This is a genomic window from Thalassobacillus sp. CUG 92003 (assembly GCF_013618635.1).
Taxonomy (GTDB): Bacteria; Bacillota; Bacilli; order Bacillales; family Halobacillaceae; genus CUG-92003.
This window is the reverse complement of sequence record NZ_JABLSJ010000004.1, coordinates 168,243-189,110: the sequence shown is the minus strand read 5'-3', so window position 1 is coordinate 189,110 and position 20,868 is coordinate 168,243. Positions and strand designations below refer to the sequence as shown.

At 43.6% G+C, this 20,868-nt stretch carries 24 protein-coding genes; 17 read left to right on the top strand and 7 right to left on the bottom strand.

The features are described from left to right. Nucleotides 1–993 carry a signal peptide peptidase SppA gene (gene sppA / locus HOP45_RS07775; RefSeq protein ID WP_181348583.1) on the bottom strand — a complete coding sequence of 331 codons (993 nt, stop codon included), beginning with the start codon at nucleotides 991–993 and terminating at the stop codon, nucleotides 1–3. Between the two features lie 482 nt (nucleotides 994–1,475). Further along, nucleotides 1,476–2,099, bottom strand: coding sequence for a transcriptional repressor LexA (lexA, locus tag HOP45_RS07770; RefSeq protein WP_181348582.1), 624 nt, complete (start codon nucleotides 2,097–2,099; stop codon nucleotides 1,476–1,478). Nucleotides 2,100–2,396: 297 nt separating this feature from the next. Between lexA and HOP45_RS07765 the strand changes: the two genes are divergently transcribed. The 8 genes from HOP45_RS07765 (at nucleotide 2,397) to HOP45_RS07730 (ending at nucleotide 8,440) form a co-directional block, all read left to right on the top strand. Beyond that, on the top strand, nucleotides 2,397–3,059 hold the full coding sequence (locus tag HOP45_RS07765) for a YneB family resolvase-like protein (RefSeq protein WP_181348580.1): 663 nt from the start codon (nucleotides 2,397–2,399) through the stop codon (nucleotides 3,057–3,059). A gap of 73 nt (nucleotides 3,060–3,132) precedes the next feature. Further along, complete coding sequence (locus tag HOP45_RS07760) at nucleotides 3,133–3,366, top strand: DUF896 domain-containing protein (protein WP_181348578.1); 234 nt, start codon at nucleotides 3,133–3,135, stop codon at nucleotides 3,364–3,366. A 230-nt stretch (nucleotides 3,367–3,596) separates the two neighbouring features. Beyond that, nucleotides 3,597–5,600, top strand: a complete 2,004-nt coding sequence (gene tkt, locus HOP45_RS07755) for a transketolase (RefSeq protein WP_181348576.1) — start codon at nucleotides 3,597–3,599, stop codon at nucleotides 5,598–5,600. 176 nt (nucleotides 5,601–5,776) lie between these two features. Next, nucleotides 5,777–6,208, top strand: coding sequence for a sporulation inhibitor of replication protein SirA (gene sirA / locus HOP45_RS07750; protein ID WP_181348574.1), 432 nt, complete (start codon nucleotides 5,777–5,779; stop codon nucleotides 6,206–6,208). A 69-nt stretch (nucleotides 6,209–6,277) separates the two neighbouring features. Then, a complete protein-coding gene (locus HOP45_RS07745; protein ID WP_181348573.1) occupies nucleotides 6,278–6,502 on the top strand; it encodes a YneF family protein in 225 nt (74 codons plus the stop codon). Between the two features lie 207 nt (nucleotides 6,503–6,709). Then, on the top strand, nucleotides 6,710–7,414 hold the full coding sequence (locus HOP45_RS07740) for a cytochrome c biogenesis CcdA family protein (protein ID WP_181348571.1): 705 nt from the start codon (nucleotides 6,710–6,712) through the stop codon (nucleotides 7,412–7,414). Nucleotides 7,415–7,481: 67 nt separating this feature from the next. Further along, entirely contained in the window at nucleotides 7,482–7,910 is a 429-nt protein-coding gene (locus HOP45_RS07735) for a Na(+)/H(+) antiporter subunit B (RefSeq protein WP_181348569.1), read from the top strand. Nucleotides 7,911–7,975: 65 nt separating this feature from the next. Then, a complete protein-coding gene (locus HOP45_RS07730; RefSeq protein ID WP_181348568.1) occupies nucleotides 7,976–8,440 on the top strand; it encodes a CcdC family protein in 465 nt (154 codons plus the stop codon). A 27-nt stretch (nucleotides 8,441–8,467) separates the two neighbouring features. Here HOP45_RS07730 and HOP45_RS07725 read toward each other — a convergent pair whose 3' ends face one another. After that, nucleotides 8,468–8,905, bottom strand: coding sequence for a DUF2621 domain-containing protein (locus HOP45_RS07725; protein WP_181348566.1), 438 nt, complete (start codon nucleotides 8,903–8,905; stop codon nucleotides 8,468–8,470). Nucleotides 8,906–9,156: 251 nt separating this feature from the next. Here HOP45_RS07725 and HOP45_RS07720 point away from each other — a divergent pair, with 251 nt between their 5' ends. The 9 genes from HOP45_RS07720 (at nucleotide 9,157) to HOP45_RS07680 (ending at nucleotide 17,840) form a co-directional block, all read left to right on the top strand. Beyond that, the gene (locus tag HOP45_RS07720) at nucleotides 9,157–10,263 is read left to right on the top strand and encodes an ATP-binding protein (protein ID WP_181348564.1); all 1,107 of its coding nucleotides are present in this window, start codon (nucleotides 9,157–9,159) and stop codon (nucleotides 10,261–10,263) included. A gap of 307 nt (nucleotides 10,264–10,570) precedes the next feature. Next, nucleotides 10,571–13,279 carry an aconitate hydratase AcnA gene (gene acnA / locus HOP45_RS07715; RefSeq protein ID WP_181348561.1) on the top strand — a complete coding sequence of 903 codons (2,709 nt, stop codon included), beginning with the start codon at nucleotides 10,571–10,573 and terminating at the stop codon, nucleotides 13,277–13,279. Nucleotides 13,280–13,469: 190 nt separating this feature from the next. Then, entirely contained in the window at nucleotides 13,470–14,054 is a 585-nt protein-coding gene (locus HOP45_RS07710; protein WP_181348560.1) for a TlpA family protein disulfide reductase, read from the top strand. Between the two features lie 53 nt (nucleotides 14,055–14,107). Beyond that, nucleotides 14,108–14,236, top strand: a complete 129-nt coding sequence (locus tag HOP45_RS07705) for an FbpB family small basic protein (RefSeq protein WP_181348558.1) — start codon at nucleotides 14,108–14,110, stop codon at nucleotides 14,234–14,236. A 111-nt stretch (nucleotides 14,237–14,347) separates the two neighbouring features. Next, entirely contained in the window at nucleotides 14,348–14,491 is a 144-nt protein-coding gene (gene sspN, locus HOP45_RS07700) for a small acid-soluble spore protein N (RefSeq protein ID WP_181348556.1), read from the top strand. Nucleotides 14,492–14,505: 14 nt separating this feature from the next. Beyond that, nucleotides 14,506–14,739, top strand: a complete 234-nt coding sequence (gene tlp / locus HOP45_RS07695) for a small acid-soluble spore protein Tlp (protein WP_181348554.1) — start codon at nucleotides 14,506–14,508, stop codon at nucleotides 14,737–14,739. Nucleotides 14,740–14,855: 116 nt separating this feature from the next. Next, nucleotides 14,856–17,114, top strand: coding sequence for an AAA family ATPase (locus HOP45_RS07690; RefSeq protein ID WP_181348552.1), 2,259 nt, complete (start codon nucleotides 14,856–14,858; stop codon nucleotides 17,112–17,114). A 1-nt stretch (nucleotide 17,115) separates the two neighbouring features. Continuing rightward, nucleotides 17,116–17,541: an acyl-CoA thioesterase gene (locus HOP45_RS07685; protein ID WP_181348550.1), complete on the top strand. Its 426-nt coding sequence runs from the start codon at nucleotides 17,116–17,118 to the stop codon at nucleotides 17,539–17,541. Continuing rightward, a complete protein-coding gene (locus HOP45_RS07680; RefSeq protein WP_181348548.1) occupies nucleotides 17,541–17,840 on the top strand; it encodes a hypothetical protein in 300 nt (99 codons plus the stop codon). The genes HOP45_RS07685 and HOP45_RS07680 overlap by 1 nt, the downstream gene beginning before the upstream one ends. Before the next feature lie 508 nt (nucleotides 17,841–18,348). On the opposite strand, the gene HOP45_RS07675 is transcribed toward HOP45_RS07680, so the two are convergent. The 4 genes from HOP45_RS07675 to plsY all read right to left on the bottom strand — a co-directional run bounded on the left by HOP45_RS07675 (nucleotide 18,349) and on the right by plsY (nucleotide 20,789). Further along, nucleotides 18,349–18,639 (bottom strand): HesB/YadR/YfhF family protein, encoded by a 291-nt coding sequence (locus tag HOP45_RS07675; protein ID WP_181348546.1) that lies wholly within the window; start codon nucleotides 18,637–18,639, stop codon nucleotides 18,349–18,351. A gap of 81 nt (nucleotides 18,640–18,720) precedes the next feature. Then, entirely contained in the window at nucleotides 18,721–18,966 is a 246-nt protein-coding gene (gene yidD / locus HOP45_RS07670; protein ID WP_181348544.1) for a membrane protein insertion efficiency factor YidD, read from the bottom strand. A 14-nt stretch (nucleotides 18,967–18,980) separates the two neighbouring features. Further along, nucleotides 18,981–19,910, bottom strand: a complete 930-nt coding sequence (gene folE2 / locus HOP45_RS07665; RefSeq protein ID WP_181348542.1) for a GTP cyclohydrolase FolE2 — start codon at nucleotides 19,908–19,910, stop codon at nucleotides 18,981–18,983. Nucleotides 19,911–20,207: 297 nt separating this feature from the next. After that, nucleotides 20,208–20,789 (bottom strand): glycerol-3-phosphate 1-O-acyltransferase PlsY, encoded by a 582-nt coding sequence (plsY, locus tag HOP45_RS07660; RefSeq protein WP_181348541.1) that lies wholly within the window; start codon nucleotides 20,787–20,789, stop codon nucleotides 20,208–20,210. Between the last annotated feature and the right edge of the window lie 79 nt (nucleotides 20,790–20,868).

The following is a 20,868-nucleotide window of genomic DNA, read 5'->3' as shown; positions in this document are numbered from 1 at the left end:
TTACTCCGTGTATTTGTACATTAATCTTGGACCTTGACGATCTTGGATCATTTCTTCAATCAACCTGACTTCACTATTCGGCATGAAGCTTTTTACGTCAAATGGGATGCCGAACAATGATTCGGTAGCCGGTTTCAATTCAATTACTTCCGGATTGCCTCCCACTTCTTTTTTCAGGGCATTCATCGCATCATCTTCGAACCCGATGGAATCAATCAGACCATTGTCGACGGCTTGCTGGCCGGAATAAATTCGACCATCAGCGAGTTCGCGCACTTTTTCTTTAGGCATGTCGCGTCCATTACTGATGACATCGACAAATCCCTGGTATGATTCATCGACAAGGGATTGGATGATCTCTCGGTCTTCTTCAGTCATATCTTTTGTCGGGCTCATAATGTCTTTGAATTCGCCACTTTTAAAGGTGTTGAACTTGATGCCATATTCGTTGGCGAGTTCTTTATAATTTGTATTTTGCATGATCACTCCGAGCGACCCTGTAAATGTTTCCTCTGATGCGAAAATGCGATCGGCAGGCGTCGAAATGTAGTAGCCTCCTGAGGCAGCCATTCCGCCCATGGACACGTAAAGTTTTTTTCCTTCGTCTTTGATTTCCTTCAATTTTTCATGAAGTTGGGCGCTCTCATGAACGCCGCCACCTGGGGAGTTCACGTACAACAGCACACCTTCAATGGTATCGTCTTTTTTGATTTCATCTAATTGTTCCATCATGCTGCTGTGGTTATACCCCTGTGAGCCAAACGGATTGGACCCTTGATTACTCATGATAGTGCCTTCTACGTTGACTTTTGCAATTCGGCTGGCTGAGGAGCCGTTTTCAATAACTTCTTCCTTTGGCCCTTGCTCATCTGAAAACATCCCGCTTGATGTCTCCTTAAACGTATCGGATGTTAAGAAACTTATACTTTGCATAAGTATGGATATCACGAGAAGTGTAGCTGCGATGGCTACCGCGATAAGGCGTTTTTTCATCAATGATCGTTCCTTTCTGATTGAATGTACTCTAAACATCTATAGTAGCAAAATTTTATCCAAGAATATATAGTTTTGTGAAAAGAAGGGAACACAAACCCCAAGAGCCAAAACATCATTATCAAGCCAAGCCTTCACTTATTTACTCCATATATAAAGGCTAAAAATAATGAGACAGGCCAAGGAGCAACGTAAATCAGAGGTGTTAAAAAAATTACATTGGAAACGTGTATAAGTTGATCGCTAGCATAGTCAAAACCCGGACATTTCGATGAGAACAGCGCGAGCCTTTATGAGAGCAAGTTGAGGTCGTTGAGAGTGGTGTGTTTTGCCGGAGCGGCCATTGAACTCTTTTCTTCGCATACAAAAATTCCGAACGATTTGAAATCTGTTCGGAATTTTTGTGTTTCATTCGGATTTGTCTGAGCACCAATTAGTCTACGCATATGCAGCGGAAGCGTAGGTTAATAGCTTAGGAGCTTCTAATGGATAGTGCGATAGAGACCGGTAACCTTTCCTAAAATATAGACGTCGTTCAGAAGGATAGGGTCCATGGTTGAGTTTTCAGGCTGCAGGCGAATATGGTTCTTTTCTTTGAAAAAACGTTTGACTGTAGCCTCTTCATTTTCCGTCATCGCAACGACGATGTCACCATTTTGAGCAGTGTTTTGCTGACGAACAATCACCATATCTCCATTTAAGATGCCAGCTTCTATCATACTATCACCTTGAATGACCAGTACAAACATATTCTCGTCTGTTCCGGCCATCGTATCAGGCAACGGAACATATTCTTCAATGTTTTCAACGGCGGTAATCGGGATACCTGCGGTTACTTTACCAATAACAGGTGCATAGGCGGCCTCAGTTTTAGGAATGGAGTCCGCTTCTTCAAGTTCAAGAACTTCTATGGCCCGAGGTTTAGTGGGATCACGTCGAATATAACCTTTCTTTTCAAGTCTTGCCAGATGTCCATGTACTGTTGAACTCGAGGCAAGGCCGACAAATTCGCCAATCTCTCTGACAGAAGGGGGATAACCCTTCAATAGGACTTGTTCTTTAATGAATTCTAGTATTTCTTGCTGGCGTTTGGAAAGTTTACTCATAGAATGACACCCCGTACATATAAATTTATTAATCACAGTGTACCATGGTTCTACCCCGAACACAAACACCCGTTCGAAAAAATATATTGACAAGAACTTATGTTCGTATATAATGGAATTATCAAAAACGCGAACAAAAGTTCTCTTTAGGAGGAATTGACATGTTTAACAAACTTTCTAAATTGGATGTTACGTATCTTTTATTATTTGTTCTAAGTATCGCTTTTCTGTATTATTCCATGGTAAGCAGTGTTTAGACTGTGCAATAAAAAGATAACGAGAAAGGTAGCATGAGCCATGAAAGTTATTATATACTGCCGCGTCAGTACCGAAAAAGAAGCGCAAGTCTCGTCTCTGCAGAGACAACAACAAGAACTGACGGACATGTGTCTCAGCCGTAATTGGGAGATAGTGGAGATCGTGTCTGAACAGGCAAGCGGCTATGATATAGATCGGGACGGCGTATTTCAATTACTGCAAACCATCGCCTCAGCCGAAGTGGATGTTCTATTGGTTCAGGATGAAACCAGATTGGGGCGAGGCAATACGAAAATCGCTTTGTTCCACCAGTTAAAAAAACACGATGTCGATGTTTATGCGCTTGCTGAAAATGGGGAAATGCAATTATCGGAATCTGATGCTATGGTTTTGCAGATAGTAGGGATCGTGGAGGAATACCAGCGCAAGATCCATAACATGAAAATCAAACGCGGCATGCATAAAGCCATGGAAGAAGGATATGCTCCCGGCAATAATTTATCAAACCAGGGAATGGCGCCAGGACGCTCCCGCAAAGACTTCCCGATCGAAGAAGTCGTACGTTTGCGTGATCAAAACAAATTGACCTTCCATGATATTGCAGTAACAATGAGAGGACTCGGGCATGATGTTTCGAAGGCGACCGTTCACCGGCGGTATCGGGAAAGCACGTCCCTTGAAAATCAAACTGAAAACAGGTAATATGGATAAAAACGAGGGTCCCGATGATACCTTGTTTTTTTATGAAATGACGCATATAAAAAGGGGTATTACGATGCTTTCTAAAGAAAAAATTAATCGTATAAATGAATTGGCGAATAAATCGAAGGCAGAAGGTCTTACGGATTCAGAGAAAGAGGAACAACAAGCGTTGCGGGAGCAGTATCTCGGCAATGTAAGGAAATCGTTCAAGAATCAGTTGAAAGGTATGAAGGTCATGGATCCGGAAGGGAAAGACGTGACCCCGTCCAAACTGAAACAAATGCAGGAAAACGAAAAGAAACATTAATAAAAACCCGCTTACTCCGAGTAAGCGGGTTTTCTGTTTCACTTTTTTTATCTCAGTGGTGATCATCCAGACATCGTTTAACAGCACCCTCTGTTTAATTGCCGAAAACCTGGGGAAGGTAAATGAGTATAAAAGAACGACGAATCAGTAGACAATGCTTGTCACGTTGATACTTTCATTATAGGATAATACATGGTACATATATCGTGTGAAAGGGGTATAAAACAATAATGGAAAACAATCTTGAACAATTATCAATCAATACGATTCGCACACTCACAATTGATGCTGTCGAAAATGCAAGCTCTGGTCACCCGGGGATGCCGATGGGTTCTGCTCCGATGGCCTACACGTTATGGACAGAGTTCATGGATCACAATCCTAAGAACCCTGACTGGTTCAATCGTGATAGGTTTGTGCTCTCTGCAGGGCATGGGTCAATGCTGCTATACAGCTTGCTGCATTTATCGGGTTACAATGTCACGTTAGATGACTTGAAAGGATTTCGTCAGTGGGGCTCTAAAACCCCGGGCCATCCTGAGTTCGGTCATACAGAAGGAGTCGAAGCGACTACCGGCCCTCTAGGACAAGGCATTGGGATGGCGACAGGTATGGCGATGGCGGAAAGTCATCTTGCAGCTAAATACAACCGTGACGATTATGCGATCATTGACCATTATACGTATGCGATCTGTGGTGATGGTGATTTGATGGAAGGCGTTTCCCAGGAATCCGGTTCACTCGCAGGTCATCTAGGCTTAGGTAAATTAATCGTGCTTTATGACTCGAATGATATTTCTTTGGATGGCGATTTGAATCGCTCCTTCAGTGAAAGCGTAGAGGATCGTTACAAAGCGTATGGTTGGCAGGTTATTCGCGTCGAGGATGGGACAGCCACTGATACAATTCGAAAAGCCATTGAAGAAGCAAAAGCGAACACCGAGCAGCCGACCATGATTGAAGTCAAAACAGTCATCGGTTACGGTGCCCCGACAAAATCCGGTAAGGCTGATGCTCATGGAGCTCCACTTGGCGATGAAGAAGTCGGAAGAACGAAAGAATTTTATAAATGGGAGCATGAACCATTTCATGTGCCGGAAGAAGTTTATGAGGACTTCAAACAAAAAGTTCAGCACCACGGACAGGATAAAGAAGAACAGTGGAACAGCCAGTTCAAACAGTACAAAGAAGACTATCCTGAGTTGGCAAAAGAACTGGAACAAGCGATTAATGGTGAACTTCCACAAGGATGGAAAGACGAATTGCCGAGCTATCAAGCTGGTGAAGATAAACTCGCTACACGCGCGGCTTCAGGTGAAGTAATCAACGCGTTATCGCAAAAAGTACCTTATTTCTTCGGAGGCAGCGCTGATTTGGCCGGCTCTAATAAAACAACGGTGAAGGGCGAAGACGATTTCTCCCGTCACAATTACGCGGGTCGTAATATCTGGTTTGGCGTGCGTGAATTCGCGATGGCATGTGCCTTAAACGGAATGGTGCTCCATGGCGGTCTGAAAGCTTACGCCGGAACATTCTTTGTCTTCAGTGACTATTTACGCCCGGCATTGAGGCTATCGGCTGTCATGAATCTTCCGGTCAATTATGTGTTTACGCATGATTCAATTGCCGTTGGGGAAGATGGACCGACTCATGAGCCTATCGAACAGCTGCCATCCTTGCGCGCGATGCCTAACTTATCTGTCATCCGCCCGGCTGATGGAAATGAGACGAGTGCAGCATGGCGATTGGCATTAGAATCAAACACAACACCGACGGCTCTCGTGTTGACCCGTCAAGGCTTGCCGACATTAGAAGGCACAGCCGAAAAATCGTATGAAGGCGTGAAAAAAGGCGGCTATGTCTTAAGTCCAGCAGATAAAGGCACGCCTGATGGTATCTTGATTGCTTCAGGTTCTGAAGTGCAGCTGGCTGTAGGCGCACAAGCCGAGTTGAAGAAGAAAGGCTATGATGTAAGCGTCGTAAGCTTGCCATCCTGGGATCGTTTCAATCAGCAGTCTTCAGACTATCAGGAGAGTGTGCTGCCTAAAGCCGTGACCAAACGTCTGGCTATCGAAATGGCTTCTCCGTTTGGTTGGGAACGTTATGTCGGAATAGAAGGTTCCGTACTTGGCATCGATACGTTCGGTGCATCCGCTGCAGGAGATCTGGTCGTTGAGAAGTATGGGTTTACCGTTGATAATGTGGTGAAACATGCCGAGAACCTCATGAATTAATCTCTTGTTTGGGGCAAAAGATAGGTATCATGCCACAGAGCCATTTAAGCGGGTTCGCTTAATGGCTCTGTCTTTTTGTTTTATGTTTCGACAAACAACGCAGGAAAATACCCGAAATTATGACATATTATTTGCTAGAAAACAGCTATACTCCTTTATAAAAGGAGGACGTTCGTGTGGCTCTTTTCTACATATTTGCAGTTAAACCCTTCGTTCTTGACCGTTACTATTATAAAACCGATTTGGTCCATCGTTTTTTTAAAGCGTATTTGGAAAATCCAGCTTCAAGCATTTATCGCAAGCAGTTTGATTACATAACTGATGATTTGCCTATTGGATGGTTGGATATGCTAGAAGACGCATGGCGTTGTTTAAGCTATGACCCTGTAGAAGAGGTCTATCGGCTTGAGAACAAACAGAGGCAAAACCATGCTATAATAGAACCCCAGTCAGGTTATTGGGTGGTACAATGTCCATCTTATTGGGATGCAGAAAAGATGGTTTTCGAACCATTGCGGTATCGGGCTGGAAATTTGTTTGTCATCGAAGAGGGAGGAAGCCACTTTGGCTGGATTTCGCCAAAGTCGATTGTTCGATTGCTCTCGTAAAGTTGCTATTGTATTATTAAGGTCATTTTACTATACTGTATGAGAGATAATTTGAAGGAGGAAGACTTGATGAGCATAGTATGGGTCATTGTAATAGCTGTGCTTGCCCTGATCGCAGGGGCAGCATTAGGCTTTTTTATTGCCCGAAAATATATGATGAGTTATTTGAAGAAGAACCCGCCGATTAACGAGCAAATGCTTCGGACACTCATGATGCAGATGGGGCAGAAACCTTCACAGAAGAAAATCAATCAAATGATGCGTTCGATGAACAATCAACAGCAATCAAAATGACGTTTACAAAACCTTCTTCCGTTTGGGAAGAAGGTTTTTAAGCGTTTCTGCATATAATTGAAACGCGTTCCACTTAAATCGTCACGATATAGTCATGTTATGGTTTCGTATTTTGCCTGGCTCTCTGATACAATAAGGGTCGGATTAATACGAGGTCGGCCATATAAAGTAGTATAAATGTAAGGTTTTGAAAGGGGAAGTGCCGATATGTCAGAAATTAATGTTTTCATTGCGTTTGGCGCGGGCTTTTTATCGTTTATCTCCCCATGTGTCTTACCTCTGTACCCTGCCTTTCTTTCTTATATAACGGGGATGAGTGTGAGTGAGATTAAAGAAGATAACGCGATGCTGAGGAGAAGGAGTCTCGTCCATACAACTCTCTTTCTGCTCGGTTTTTCAGCTATCTTTGTGATGCTGGGATTTTCGAGTATGTTTTTATCTGAAATTCTATTAGGTCATCAGGATATCATTCGGCAGCTGGGTGCTATTTTAATCATCTTTTTTGGATTGGTGATCATCGGTGTATTCAATTTCAAATTTTTGATGAAAGATCGAAAAATCAGCTTTAAGAACCGTCCCGCTGGTTATTTCGGCTCTTTCTTGATTGGGTTAACGTTTTCGTTGGGATGGACGCCCTGCACCGGACCTATTCTCGGAGCTGTTTTATTATTAGCGGCCGAAAGCCCTGAATTAGGTATGATTATGATGATCGCCTACGCGCTTGGTTTTTCCGTTCCGTTTTTCATCCTCTCCTTTTTTGTCGGTAAAATGGATTGGATAAAGCGTAATAGCACTTCTTTCATTAAAGTGGGCGGCTACATTATGATTGGCATGGGAATCGCTTTGTATTTTGACTGGATGACGAAATTGACCTCCTATCTAGCAGGTCTGTTTGGATTTTCTGGTTTCTGATGCATAGATTTTAATCCTGAAATATATTATGATGAAAATAACTTTCGAGAAGGTAAGGAGAAAGAAGATGACTCGAACGAATGACATAATTTTACGAACAACCACATCACTGATCGCTTTCATTCTAATTGGTTTCTCCGTCTACTTATTTTTCTCCGGTCATAATAACCCGGGAGGCGGTTTTATCGGCGGTTTGATGACCGCTGCAGCCATTATTCTCATGAATATGGCGTACGGTTCTGAAGCGATGGCTAAAGTCCTGCCTGTCAATTTTCGGTTTGTCGTTGCGTTAGGGCTTGCGATTGCTGTTTTGACAGGTGTGGGCTCGTTTGTATTCGGTCAGCCTTTTTTAAGTCAAACCTATGCATATTTCCAGCTCCCTATCCTCGGAAAAACGGAGCTTGCAACGGCTTTGTTATTTGACCTTGGTGTTTATTTAACTGTCATAGGTGTGACGATGACCATCATTCTTACGATAGCAGATGATAGAGGATAAACCGGAAGATCAGGTCTTACTCGAACGAATTCAATACGCATTGACGCAAGAAAAGAGTGAATTTTATGTTCTGGTTAATTGCAAGTACATGTGTTGCGGCAGTTATGGCCACAGGGATGATTTTCATCCGGCTTAGAGCAGCAAAACAACCCGCAAGCATTAAGAAAATTCTCCTCCCACCGTTATTTATGAGCACAGGGGCGTTTATGTTTATCGTTCCTTTTTTTCGTGTGAGCTGGAGTCAAGTTATTGAAGCGTTGGTCGTGGGGGTCATCTTTTCAGTCTTTTTAATAAAGACGTCTAATTTCGAAATCCGAGGTCGGGATATCTATTTGGTTCCTTCAAAAGCATTTATTTTTATTTTAGCCGGCTTATTGGTCTTTCGGATTATTTTAAAGTTGATGATCGGTCAAACGGTTTCCGTAGGGGAAACGAGTGGAATGTTTTTCCTGCTGGCTCTCGGGATGATCGGAACGTGGCGAATTGCCATGCTTTTGAAGTACCTGAAGCTAGAAAAACAAATTCAATAAAAATTCCTGCCGATAGGGCAGGAATTTTTATTGGTCTAACAGAGGCTGATAAGGCGTTAAATCGATATCTTTTTTTTCTAGGGTTCTGATCAAAAATTTATGATCACGCTTCGGCGTTGCGCGGATATAACCTTCAATCAGAATGTCGTCGGTTATACTTTTCTTTTGTTTCTGGAGCGCCAATTCACCTATTTTACCTGCGATTTTTTGGCGGGCTATATCGCGGAATAATTCAGGCACGGGCTCTACCAGTTCCTCTAATAAATTTCTTTGGCTAGCGCTCCAGAGATGGCGGGTTTGTTCTACATAATATTCTTCCCAATCAAGTATGGAGTTTCCATCTTCTTTAGGCAGACGTTTAAGAAATTTGCGAAACATGAAAAAACCGCCTGTGGCCATCAGTCCGATCATGATAACGATCCAGGCTACAAGGAACAAGGAAAATCCGACTGATAAGTCAGACATAATATCACCCATTTCAACATAGATATGAATATATCAATAAACACAGGATTTGATAATAACGTAATGATGTAATTGCGTAACGGCTTGTATTAATTATAAGATTTGAGACCGAGAAACACAAGACCGAGGTCTGCAATGGTAAGCATTTTGGGTTTAATAATGGACGTACAACTTTTATACTAGAAATAGCTTGCTCGTTTATTGTAAGTTGGATAGTATTAGAAAAGGATGCCAGTAGGAGGGCAGAAGTTATGAGTCAAAGCAATCAAGCGAATGAACGTCCCCATGATCAGAACGCCAGCCATAAAGGCTCAGACGGTATGGCTTTTATGCCCGATTATTTTTTGGACTGGGTGGTTGCAAATACGAATGACATTATGGCGTTGTTGGATGCGTCAGGTGAGATTCTCTATATATCACCTTCAGTCAAAGAAGCGCTAGGCTATGATCCAGATGAAATGATAGGTCAATCAGCTTCACTTTTTATATCAACTACTGGATTCACCGAACTTCAGCATCACATGATCAATACCCCCGAATTGTCTCATACTTCCGATTGTGCCCTTCTTTGTTCGAATAAGAGGTATAGGCGGGCTCGCGTTCAAATTAAATTGAATTATGACAAATCCAGGCATGATTATGCCATTATGGTGTTAGCAAAACCCATCTCAGATGAAGACAAGTTGTTGAAAGTTGAGCAAATGGTTAATACGGGGCAATTGGCGGCTGGAATTGTCCATGAAATCAGGAATCCGCTGACATCGATTAAAGGATTTTTGCAATTATTACAGACTAATATTTCCTCGAAAGAGCAGTATTACCGTATTATGGAAGAAGAGATTGAAAAAATGGAAAATGTGACGGGTGAATTACTGTCTTTTTCTAAACCTGTCTCTCAACAAATGAATCTAGAAACGCTCAGCGATATGATTGAGGAAGTCGTGCTGCTACTGCAAACAGAATCGTCTCGGAATGATGTCCAGTTACATGTTCATGTAGAAGAGATGATTGAAGTCCATGTTAACCGGTCGCAATTCAAGCAAGTTTTATTGAATTTAATTAAAAATGCGATTGAGGTCATGCCTGGCGGCGGACACGTGAACATTCTAGCCTATTACGGCCGCGATAAGGTGCACGTCGATGTAATGGATGAAGGGCCTGGGATTCCGCCAGAAATCAAAGACCGGGTGTTAGAGCCGTTTTTTACTACTAAACCGAACGGGACAGGATTGGGATTAATGATTTCTGAGCAAATCTTGCAAAAACAGGGAGGCTACCTTAAAATTTCTCAGAATTCACAGCAAGGGAGTACTTTTTCGATTCAACTTCCCATTATGAAAAACAATCAGGGCGCGTAATGAGCACCTGGTTGTTTTTTTGTAGGTGATACCTCTAATACCAGTGCGTCCCTGTAAAATGGACACATTTTGAGGTGACTTGCTTAGTTTCTTTTCCGGATAGAGGATTTTTTGATTATATAGCGGCTGGATAGCGAATAAAAAATTACTCGAAACGTTTTACTTATAATTCGATTTCAATTAAAATGAAAAGTGCAGATTTTTGTGCTTTTTTGTTATGTTTTGAACATATGCTGCAATGGGGAATGGGGAAGCCCGATACATAAGGCTCGCCATTAATGCAAATTTAATGAGGGGGTAAAGGAATATGGCAAACAATTTTGCTTTCAATGCACGTAGACAATTTGACCTTAACGGCAAATCCTACAATTACTACGATCTTGCTGCATTAGAAGAAGCAGGGCATGGGAAGATTTCGCGTCTTCCTTTTTCGATTCGTGTGCTGCTAGAATCTTTATTACGTCAGCATGATGGACATGTTATTAAAGATGAACATGTCGAAAGCCTAGCAAAATGGGGCACACCTGAATCAAAAGATGAAGATGTGCCGTTTAAACCGTCTCGCGTCATCCTTCAGGACTTTACAGGAGTGCCGGCCGTCGTTGACCTGGCGTCTTTACGGAAAGCGATGGTTGATTTAGGGGGCAGTCCAGAAAAGATCAACCCGGAGGTGCCGGTGGATCTCGTAATTGACCACTCTGTACAAGTTGATCAGTACGGGACACCTGATGCGTTGCGTGTCAATATGGAGCTTGAATTTGATCGAAACAAAGAACGCTATGAATTTCTCCATTGGGCGCAGAAAGCCTTTGATAACTATCGTGCTGTGCCGCCTGCAACCGGAATCGTCCACCAGGTGAACCTGGAATATATTGCGAATGTCGTTCATGCAAAAGATGATGAGCAAGGCGAGTTGGAAGCGTATCCTGATACGTTGGTGGGAACGGACTCTCATACAACGATGATCAATGGCCTTGGCATACTTGGCTGGGGTGTCGGCGGAATCGAAGCAGAGGCCGGCATGCTTGGTCAGCCATCATACTTCCCTGCTCCGGAAGTCATCGGGGTCAAGCTTAATGGAAGCTTCCCGCAAGGCACGACAGCGACTGACCTGGCTCTTAAAGTTACGCAAACCTTGCGTGAAAAGCAAGTCGTCGGTAAATTCGTCGAGTTCTTTGGGCCAGGGCTTCAGGAAATGCCACTTGCCGACCGAGCGACTATTTCCAATATGGCACCAGAGTATGGCGCAACGTGCGGCTTTTTCCCAGTTGATAACGAAACGCTTGAATACATGCGTCTAACTGGACGAAGCGAAGAACAAATTGACTTAGTAGAGACTTACAGCAAAGCGAACCAACTATGGTATACGCCTGATCAAGAAGATCCTGAATTTACGGACCTGGTTGAGATTGACTTATCAGAGCTTGAGCCGAACTTATCCGGACCAAAACGTCCGCAAGATTTGATTCCTCTATCCCAAATGAAGGATTCCTTTACGAAGGCGATCACAGCCCCGTCAGGTAATCAAGGGTTTGGACTACAGGAATCTGAGTTCGACAAGCAGGCCGAAATCAAACATTCGAACGGTAAAAAGTCTGTGATGGAGACCGGTGCAGTGGCGATAGCTGCTATCACATCCTGTACGAATACCTCCAATCCCCATGTAATGTTGGGAGCAGGCCTGGTTGCTAAGAAAGCGGTAGAGAAAGGCTTAGAAGTACCGGAATATGTAAAAACATCACTCGCACCCGGTTCTAAAGTCGTTACCCGCTACTTAGAAGACTCAGGATTAATGAATTATCTCGAGCAACTCGGTTTCAACCTTGTCGGCTACGGCTGTACGACCTGTATCGGGAACTCCGGGCCATTGGCACCTGAAATCGAAGAAGGCATTGCCAAAGAGGATTTAACCGTTTCGTCCGTTCTTTCCGGTAACCGGAACTTTGAAGGCCGCATCCATCCGTTAGTCAAAGCCAATTACCTGGCTTCACCACCACTCGTTGTCGCTTATGCTCTAGCGGGAACAGTGCAGAAGGACTTGACAAAAGAAGCATTGGGTACAGATGCTGACGGTGAACCTGTTTATTTCCAGGATATCTGGCCGACGATGGAAGAAATCAAAGCGGAAATTGCCAGAGTGGTAACACCGGAAATCTTCCGTAAAGAATATGAGTCCGTCTTTAATTCCAATGAGAAGTGGAATGAAATTGAGACGACCGATGAGCCATTGTATGACTGGGATGAAGAATCCACGTACATCCAGAATCCGCCATTCTTTGAAGGGCTGTCCAGCGAGCCGAAACAAGTGGAATCACTCGAAGGCATGCGGGTAATTGGTAAGTTTGGCGATTCTGTTACGACAGACCATATATCACCAGCAGGTGCGATCCCGAAAGATATGCCGGCGGGTGAATATCTCCAGGATAAAGGCGTAAGCCCGCGTAACTTCAACTCGTACGGTTCTCGTCGCGGAAATCATGAAGTCATGATGCGCGGCACGTTTGCGAACATCCGGATACGCAATGAGTTAGCACCGGATACAGAGGGCGGCTTTACAACCTATTGGCCGACAGAGGAAGTCATGCCGATTTATACTGCGGCCATGAAATATCAGCAAGATGAAACACCGCTAATGGTCATTGCCGGTAAGGATTACGGCATGGGAAGCTCCCGTGACTGGGCTGCTAAAGGTACGGATCTCTTAGGTATTAAAACGGTCATTGCCGAGAGCTTTGAGCGTATCCACCGTTCAAACCTCGTGATGATGGGTGTTCTTCCATTGCAATTTAAAAAAGAAGACACCATTGAATCGTTAGGTCTGACGGGCCGTGAAACATTTGATGTCAAAATTGATGAGAACGTCAAACCGCATGATCTTGTCAACGTAACAGCGACCGATGAAGAAGGTAATACAAAAGAGTTCGATGTCGTTGCCCGTTTTGATAGTGATGTGGAAATTGATTACTATCGTCATGGCGGCATTTTACAAATGGTTCTCCGCAACAAATTGAAATAAGTTCCAATGAATCCCGCATGCGTTCATGCGGGATTTTATTGGTAGAATACCCCTTTTTCTTTTGCTTCAGCCATTTACCTTTACAAGTCCAATCGGGCATCATAAGATAGTTATAGTCGAGCATACAGCATGTGTTCGAGGCATAGCTTGTAGTGAGAAGATATGTGTTGCGAAGGAAGTGTTCGGGGTGATGAAAAAAATTATAACAGGCTCCTTGTTTCTCATCTTACTCGTGATGCTGGCTTATACCTTAATGGACGGCTCGCGTGAGAAAGGAAAAGGGGGAGAGTCAGGCAATAACGGTAATCAGGAAGGCACGGCCATGGAATCGCCAAACGCGCCTGAACCACTAAAGGTTGGGTCAGAAGCGCCTGATTTTGAACTTAAAAATAAAGAAGGGGAACGCGTAAAGCTTTCGGATTTTCAAGGCAAGAAGATATTTTTGAATTTCTGGGCCAGCTGGTGCGCTCCATGCCGAGAAGAAATGCCGGAACTTGAGAAATTTGAACAGGACTATGGGGAAGAAGTCGTCGTGTTAACAGTGAATGCCACAGGCGATGAATTGCAGGAAGGCGATGCTAGAGATTATCTGGCGACCGAAGGATTTTCATTCAGAGTCTTATTTGACCCTCAACTTGAGGCGACCAATATGTATAACATTATTGCTTATCCCACTACGTATTTCATTGGGACAGACGGCACCATTCAATTGGAAAACCACCGTGGACCCATGACCTATGCATTCATGAAAGAAAAAATGAACCAACTGGAATAGTATAAAATTTGGCACAATTGGGAATTCTGTTCGATAAAAGGAGAGAATTCCCTATGAAAAAGAAAACCCCTTCGTTTGAACAGCTTGTTCAAGATAACATCAGACAGATTGAGCAGGATCAGAAATTGATGGAAGAAATCGATGACCGGATCGATAACCGCCATAATAAAGACATCAGTTAACAGAAAGCAAATCTTACCTTTGCCAGTAAGATTTGCTTTTTTTGTGGAAGGATATATGTGAGTCTTTCTACAAATAGTAGAGATGATCAGTCAAAAGGAGGCTTGATCAGTTTGGGTAATCCTAAACGCCATCCAGAAGGTTTCCAACCTAAATTCCCTGGCAGTCAATCACGGAATGTGCACACGAATAAAGGAAGGAAAATGGCCGTCCGTACAGATGAAAAGCCAATTATCATCCAAACAAAAGGAAAATAGGAGGTTTTTTTATAATGAGTGACCAACAGAGGCGAGCAAAACCTGATGATCGTTCTGACAATGTCGACCGGCTCCAGCAAGCTGTTCAGAATACGATTGAAAATATAGAAGCATCCCATGATCGTTATGGGCTTGCGAGTGAAAACGAGCAGGCGCAAATAGCCAAAAAGAATGAGAAACGAGAACAATCAATCAAGGGGATGCGCCAGGAAATCAAAGAAGAAGCTCATTATCAAGACAACCGATAACCTTCAAACTTAGCCGTCTCTCACCTCGAGAGGCGGTTTTATTATGATCATATTCGTCTACAAGAGAGGTGAGGCTATGATAAAATGAAGCGGGAAGACAGAGAAGGAGGGTATATATGGAGCATAGCATCAACACGTTAAAGCAATGGGATACACTAGCCCAAAAACCTCCAATGAACGAAGTTGATGCCCTTCGCTATTTAGATGAACACGAAGACCAGTTGCACGAAGAACAACGATTACGCCTATATGCGGTCTTAGCCTATTACCGTATGAAGCGCCGTGTGCTACATGATCCGATAGCTGAGGAATTAATGGAGACGAGCCGAAAGTTGGACGATCCTCCTCGTGTAATCAAGGAATTGCAATCGGCCAGAACCATGCTTCACGCTTTTTATACCTTGCAGGATGCAGCTATGGAGCAATGGACCATGCATGAAACTGATCATCAGACTCAGAAAGAAAAGAAAGCAAACACTATCCTCGAGCGCGTGAATGCGTTGCAAACAGATTGGTCGTATACGGAGCCATGGGATAGTGAACAAGACCATACAGATCATTATCGACAAGTAGAGACGAGCATCCATGAATTGCAACAGACGCTATTTGAAGCCCTGAATACCAATGAGCAAGGGTATATCAACGTACCCGTTAAACACGTGAACCACCTTTTGCGCCAGTTCAAAGAGGCTAAAGAACGTATCTATCACCAATTGCCTCATTTCTTGACTGATGAAAACGGAACCAGCCCTTTGGATGAACTCGATCGTATGATTGGGTTAGCGGACGTAAAAGCTTACATTAGACGGTATTATCATTTCTTGAAATATCAACAGCAACGTAAGGCTTATGGGTTTTCAATGGTCAATGAACCTGGCTTGCATATGATCATCTCGGGTAACCCTGGCACGGGGAAAACGACGATTGCTCGGCTTCTGGCTAACATTTATTATGAACTCGGAATATTGCAGACGAAAGAAGTCGTAGAAGTGAATCGTTCCCATCTTGTCGGTTCTTATGTAGGACAAAGTGAAGAAAATACGATGAACTATATCAAACAGGCAGTCGGCGGCGTTTTATTCATTGATGAAGCATATAGTTTAAAACGTGAAGGCCAATCGGGTAATGACTTCGGTCAGGCTGTAATCGACACGCTCGTTTCAGCTATGACAAGTCAAGAATTCGGAGGGAGATTCGCTGTGATATTAGCAGGGTACCCAGAGGAAATGCGACAATTTCTCTGGTCTAACCCGGGTCTAAGAAGCCGGATTCCCGAACAGAATCATATTACGCTGCCTGATTATGGCATGGACGAACTTATTGATATTGCGGAGAATATCGCGTTAGAAAATGATTATTTTTTTACGTCACAGGCATTAGCGAAATTGGAGCAGATCATCGACCAATTCCGCGTTGATGAGTCGTTTGGGAATGCACGAACGGTACGAAACATTATCCTGCAAACGATTTTTAACAAGGGAGCAAAAGAATCAGACAGAGAGCCAAAACACTGGCTGGATCATATGCGAATCCAACCGAATGATCTTTTGATCGAACCTGCCTCTGAAAAAGAGGGTTCTTCACTCTCTCAATTGGATGACTTGATCGGTCTGCACAATGTTAAAGAAGAAGTCAAAAAACTGTCTTCATTTGTGGAGATTCAGCAGGCTCGAAAATCAAAAGGGCTCCCCGTGATGCCCATCGAACTCCATGCTGTATTTTCAGGTAACCCCGGAACAGGAAAATCAACGGTTGCCACCTTATATGCCGGAATCTTGAACGATTGTGGCTTACTGAAACGCGGCCACCTCATCATCGCTTCCAGAAGTGACCTGGTGGCAGGCTATACAGGACAAACTGCGATTAAAACGAAGAAAAAAATCCGTGAGGCACTGGGCGGTGTGCTTTTTATTGATGAAGCGTACGCCCTTTACAATGGAGGACGTGATGATTTCGGGATCGAAGCAATCGAAACGTTGGTTGATGAAATGTCGAAGCACCAGGAGAATCTTGTCGTGATCCTTGCCGGCTACCGGAAAAAAATGCAGGAGCTTATCAACCGCAATCCGGGCTTAAGTTCCCGATTTAAAAAGTATCTCCATTTCCCGGATTATACAGCCTCTGAGCTGCTTGAGATGAGCAAACTGCATGCAACACGTTATGGCTATTGGCTAGGTGAGGAGAGCCAGCAATTTTTGACCGAACGATTTGAAATGAATGCGATAGCGGGAAATGGACGTTTCGTCACGAATTTAGTAAACGAAGCGGTTCAGTACCAGGCGTTACGGCTTATGGAAGAGCAGGGTGAAGATCTGAATGAATTAACGAAACATGATCTTGCTCTAGCCTGGGATGCGATCAGGAGGGAGACATGAGATGAAGGTGACCGAAACCCCGATACAAGTTCGTTATCAAGAGACAGATCAAATGGGTGTGGTCTATCATGCAAACTATCTCGTTTGGTTTGAAATAGGACGCACCGCTTTTATTGAAGCGTTAGGTTTCCAATATCACGAAATAGAATCACAGGGGATTGTCTCCCCGGTAGTCGATGCTGATATTCATTTTGCCAAACCGATCAGATATGGCGAAGAAGTGCGGGTGAAGACATGGATAAAAGATTATGATGGTTTGCGTGTCACATATGGATACGCCATTTTAAATGAACAGGATGAAGCGACTGTGACAGGGAGTACGAAACATGTGATTGTAAAAAAAGCCAATTTCCGTCCGGTATCCATTAGACGAGCCTATCCTGATTGGCATCATGCGTATGTGCAAGCGATGGAGGCAGACGTATAATGGCTTTTGGGATAACACGTGCGGAATTACGTGACTGGCAAAAACGGGTGAAGTCGGGAGAGGTTGCGTTTCTGACACATTTTTGGCTGGATGAACGGTTTCCTGGCTGTGACACTGTAACAAAAGTGGGATGCAGTCAGCTGCCTGTTTTGAAACAATGGGGAGCGAAGTATGGATTAAAACCTGAATGGATTCATCACGACCCGCGCTATCCTCATTTTGATCTGTTTGGTTCAACACAAAGCAGAATTATGCGAGCGGAGGAACAGTGGGAGCAAATTGAACGATTCAACTTATAATCGTAAAGGCAGACAAATGAATGAGGCGGGATCTATTCTGATAAAACAAAAAAATGCCGAACAATTCACCTGATTGTTCGGCATTTTTTTGTTTTAAGGAAGGTTTATTAATCCCTCCATCCAAAACCTCCACTTTTTGCGTTCGGGGAAGTTTCCTCGCTTATGTACGATAGTCAACAGTGTATCACGTCGTTCCTGTCTCATTTAACCGCTGTATGGGGTGAACTAATTAACTTCTGCTGCGATGTTCTATAAGGGAGGTGTTTACTGGGTGTAAGCAACATGGTCCTCTATACAAGTTGCGTAAGCTTTTTCTGTAGTAGGGTCCGTTCACTAAAATGAAATGGGTTGGCTGGGAAATGACGAGACTCCCGTGGGAGAAGGAACTAGGGGAGACCCCGCAAGGAGTGTTAACGACTGAGGAGGCTTATCGTTCCCCACAGGAAAGCGAGTTATTTCCCAGCCAACCCAAACTCACATACACATAGGATCTAGATTATTACCATTGCTACGCATTATATTCAAAGTCAGGTTCTTCTAAGGTGTCATTATACACAACATGCATATCATAATCATCAAAATACCAAATATCTTTCGATTCGATAAAGAAGTAAACCTCATCTTGCGAGACTTCTACAGCTGGTTCATGAGGTTCATCGAGCATGATGCCTAATGAAAATCCCGATTTTAGACCCCCGCTGCCACCATAACGCACGTAAAAGCGGACTCCGGTCGGTTGTTGGGGGTTTAATTCATCTTTGAACCATTGTAAAGCTTGATCCGTTATCGTCAGATTCATCGTCTCACTCCTAACCGTTACTATGGTCATTGCTGCGACCGATTTAGCAGTGTTTCTCTACTGAGTGTGTTACCTTAACGTTCATCGATTAAACGTCCTGTGCTTCGATTGCTTGTAATCCGGTACGGGGTCAAAACCGCCGCGATGAAAAGGGTGACACTTGACGATACGTTTGATGAACAAATATATGCCCTTGAAAAATCCGAAGCGTCGCACTGCTATAAGGCCGTACTCTGAACACGTAGGTTGGAAGCGGCAGCTAGGCGGCGTGAAGGGGCTGATTGCTTTTCGATAAAACTGTATCAATAAAATGACCAGTTGTTTCACGCCTCATCCTCCTCTTACCTTTCTTGACTTTTATCGTAACTTAAAGAGGCCACAGCATCGTGTAAATGAATGGATTCTTCGTTACGACACGTGACTTGGAATTTTTCCACAAAGTCAAACTCATATAAGTCAGCAGCAACGAGCCGGACAATATCCTCGACAAATCGCGGGTTCTCGTAAGCTTGCTCTGTGACCATTTTCTCGTCAGGGCGTTTTAAGACCGGATGAATACGAGCGCTGGCATTGCTTTCAGCCGCTTCAAGCAGCGCTTTTTTCCAATCCAGATCGTTTTCATTATAGTCATCGGCCAGTTTGACATCCATTGTGACCATGCCCCGTTGGTTGTGAGCGCTGTATTCACTTATTTCTTTCGAGCATGGGCATAGGGTCGTAATTCTCCCAGCCAGTGACACGTTGAGATCAAAACCTTCTTCTTCATGATATTTCACGTTCATCGTAGCATCGGCATGATTCATGCCGGCCAAATCTGAATACGGCCCTTTACGTTCAAAGAACCAGGGGAAAGAGACGGTCACTTCCGCGTCCTTTTGTTTTAATCGTTCAGCCAATTCTTGCGTAAATGATTTCAACGTGACGATATCAAGGGCAAAACCTTCATTATGGTATTTGTCCAATTGCTCTGTGAAACGGCTCATATTCGTCCCTTTACTGCCTTGGCCAATCGACGAGGTGAACTCGAATGTGCCGATGGTTGTCTGAATTTCCGGTGTCATCTGGCTTCCGATCGTAATGGGATGTTTGACATTAGAAATGCCGACTGCATCTATATTAAAGAAAAAATCCATTTGTGCATTTTGTAAATCCGCCATATCGTCTTTATCGGAAGGTTTGGTACGTGGACCCGGGTCTACTGAACCGAACCTCTTATGACGTTCTTTTTTAGGGGGGAGTTGTTTGTTGTTGTGCAATTCAGTTTTATTCATAGCTAAGACTCCTTTCAAGCCGATTCGATAGCATCAGGCGATATTTCAAAGTATACAACATGCTATAAGAGATATACAATTTTATGCTCTCAGTGATCCGACCATAATATATGTTTTTATTTAACGTTATAGGTAGTGTAAACGATTGGTGACGAAACATGCTGAAAAAGGTGAGCGAACGGAATTTGGGCACGACGTTTTCGTGCATTATCGCAATCCATATCTGTGATCGTTGGATGGCACTCTCTAATGGCGAGCTCAATCAAAAAAGACAGGCTGGATGTGCCCGTCTTCCTTTTACATCCATGTGATTTTCGGTTCGGTCTTATTTACAATGCGTTTAATATTTGTGCGGTGACGATAAATGACGATAGCCGTCATCAATGATAGCACAAGCGTTAAACCATAATTTTGTTGGATAAGGGTCACTACGATGGTGACAAGCCCGGTTACCATAGAAGACAGTGATACATATTTGGACACGTACAGCATCAGGAAGAAGGTTGTCAGCATAATGGCGAACAATAAAGGGCTTACGCCTAATATGACGCCTCCTGATGTGGCAACCGCTTTGCCTCCTTTAAAGTTTGCGAAGACAGGATACATATGCCCGACTACAGCGAATAGCCCGATGATGAGTAAGTAAACATCGGCTCCGAAGAGTAACGGAAAGACAGTTGCAAGCGTTCCTTTCAGAATATCGGAACTGGTGACAATCAAGCCTGCCTTTATTCCGAGAACCCGGAATGTATTAGTGCCGCCTAAATTACCGCTTCCATGCTCGCGGATATCAATTCCATATGCTAATTTTCCTACCAGCAGACCTGATGGGATGGAGCCTATGAGATAAGCAACAATAGCAAAAATAATATAAGTCATGGATAAAAACTCCTTCAACGTCAGTTCCTTTATCTTATTCTATCATGAACCATTCTTCATAAGAACGCGTATGTTCATT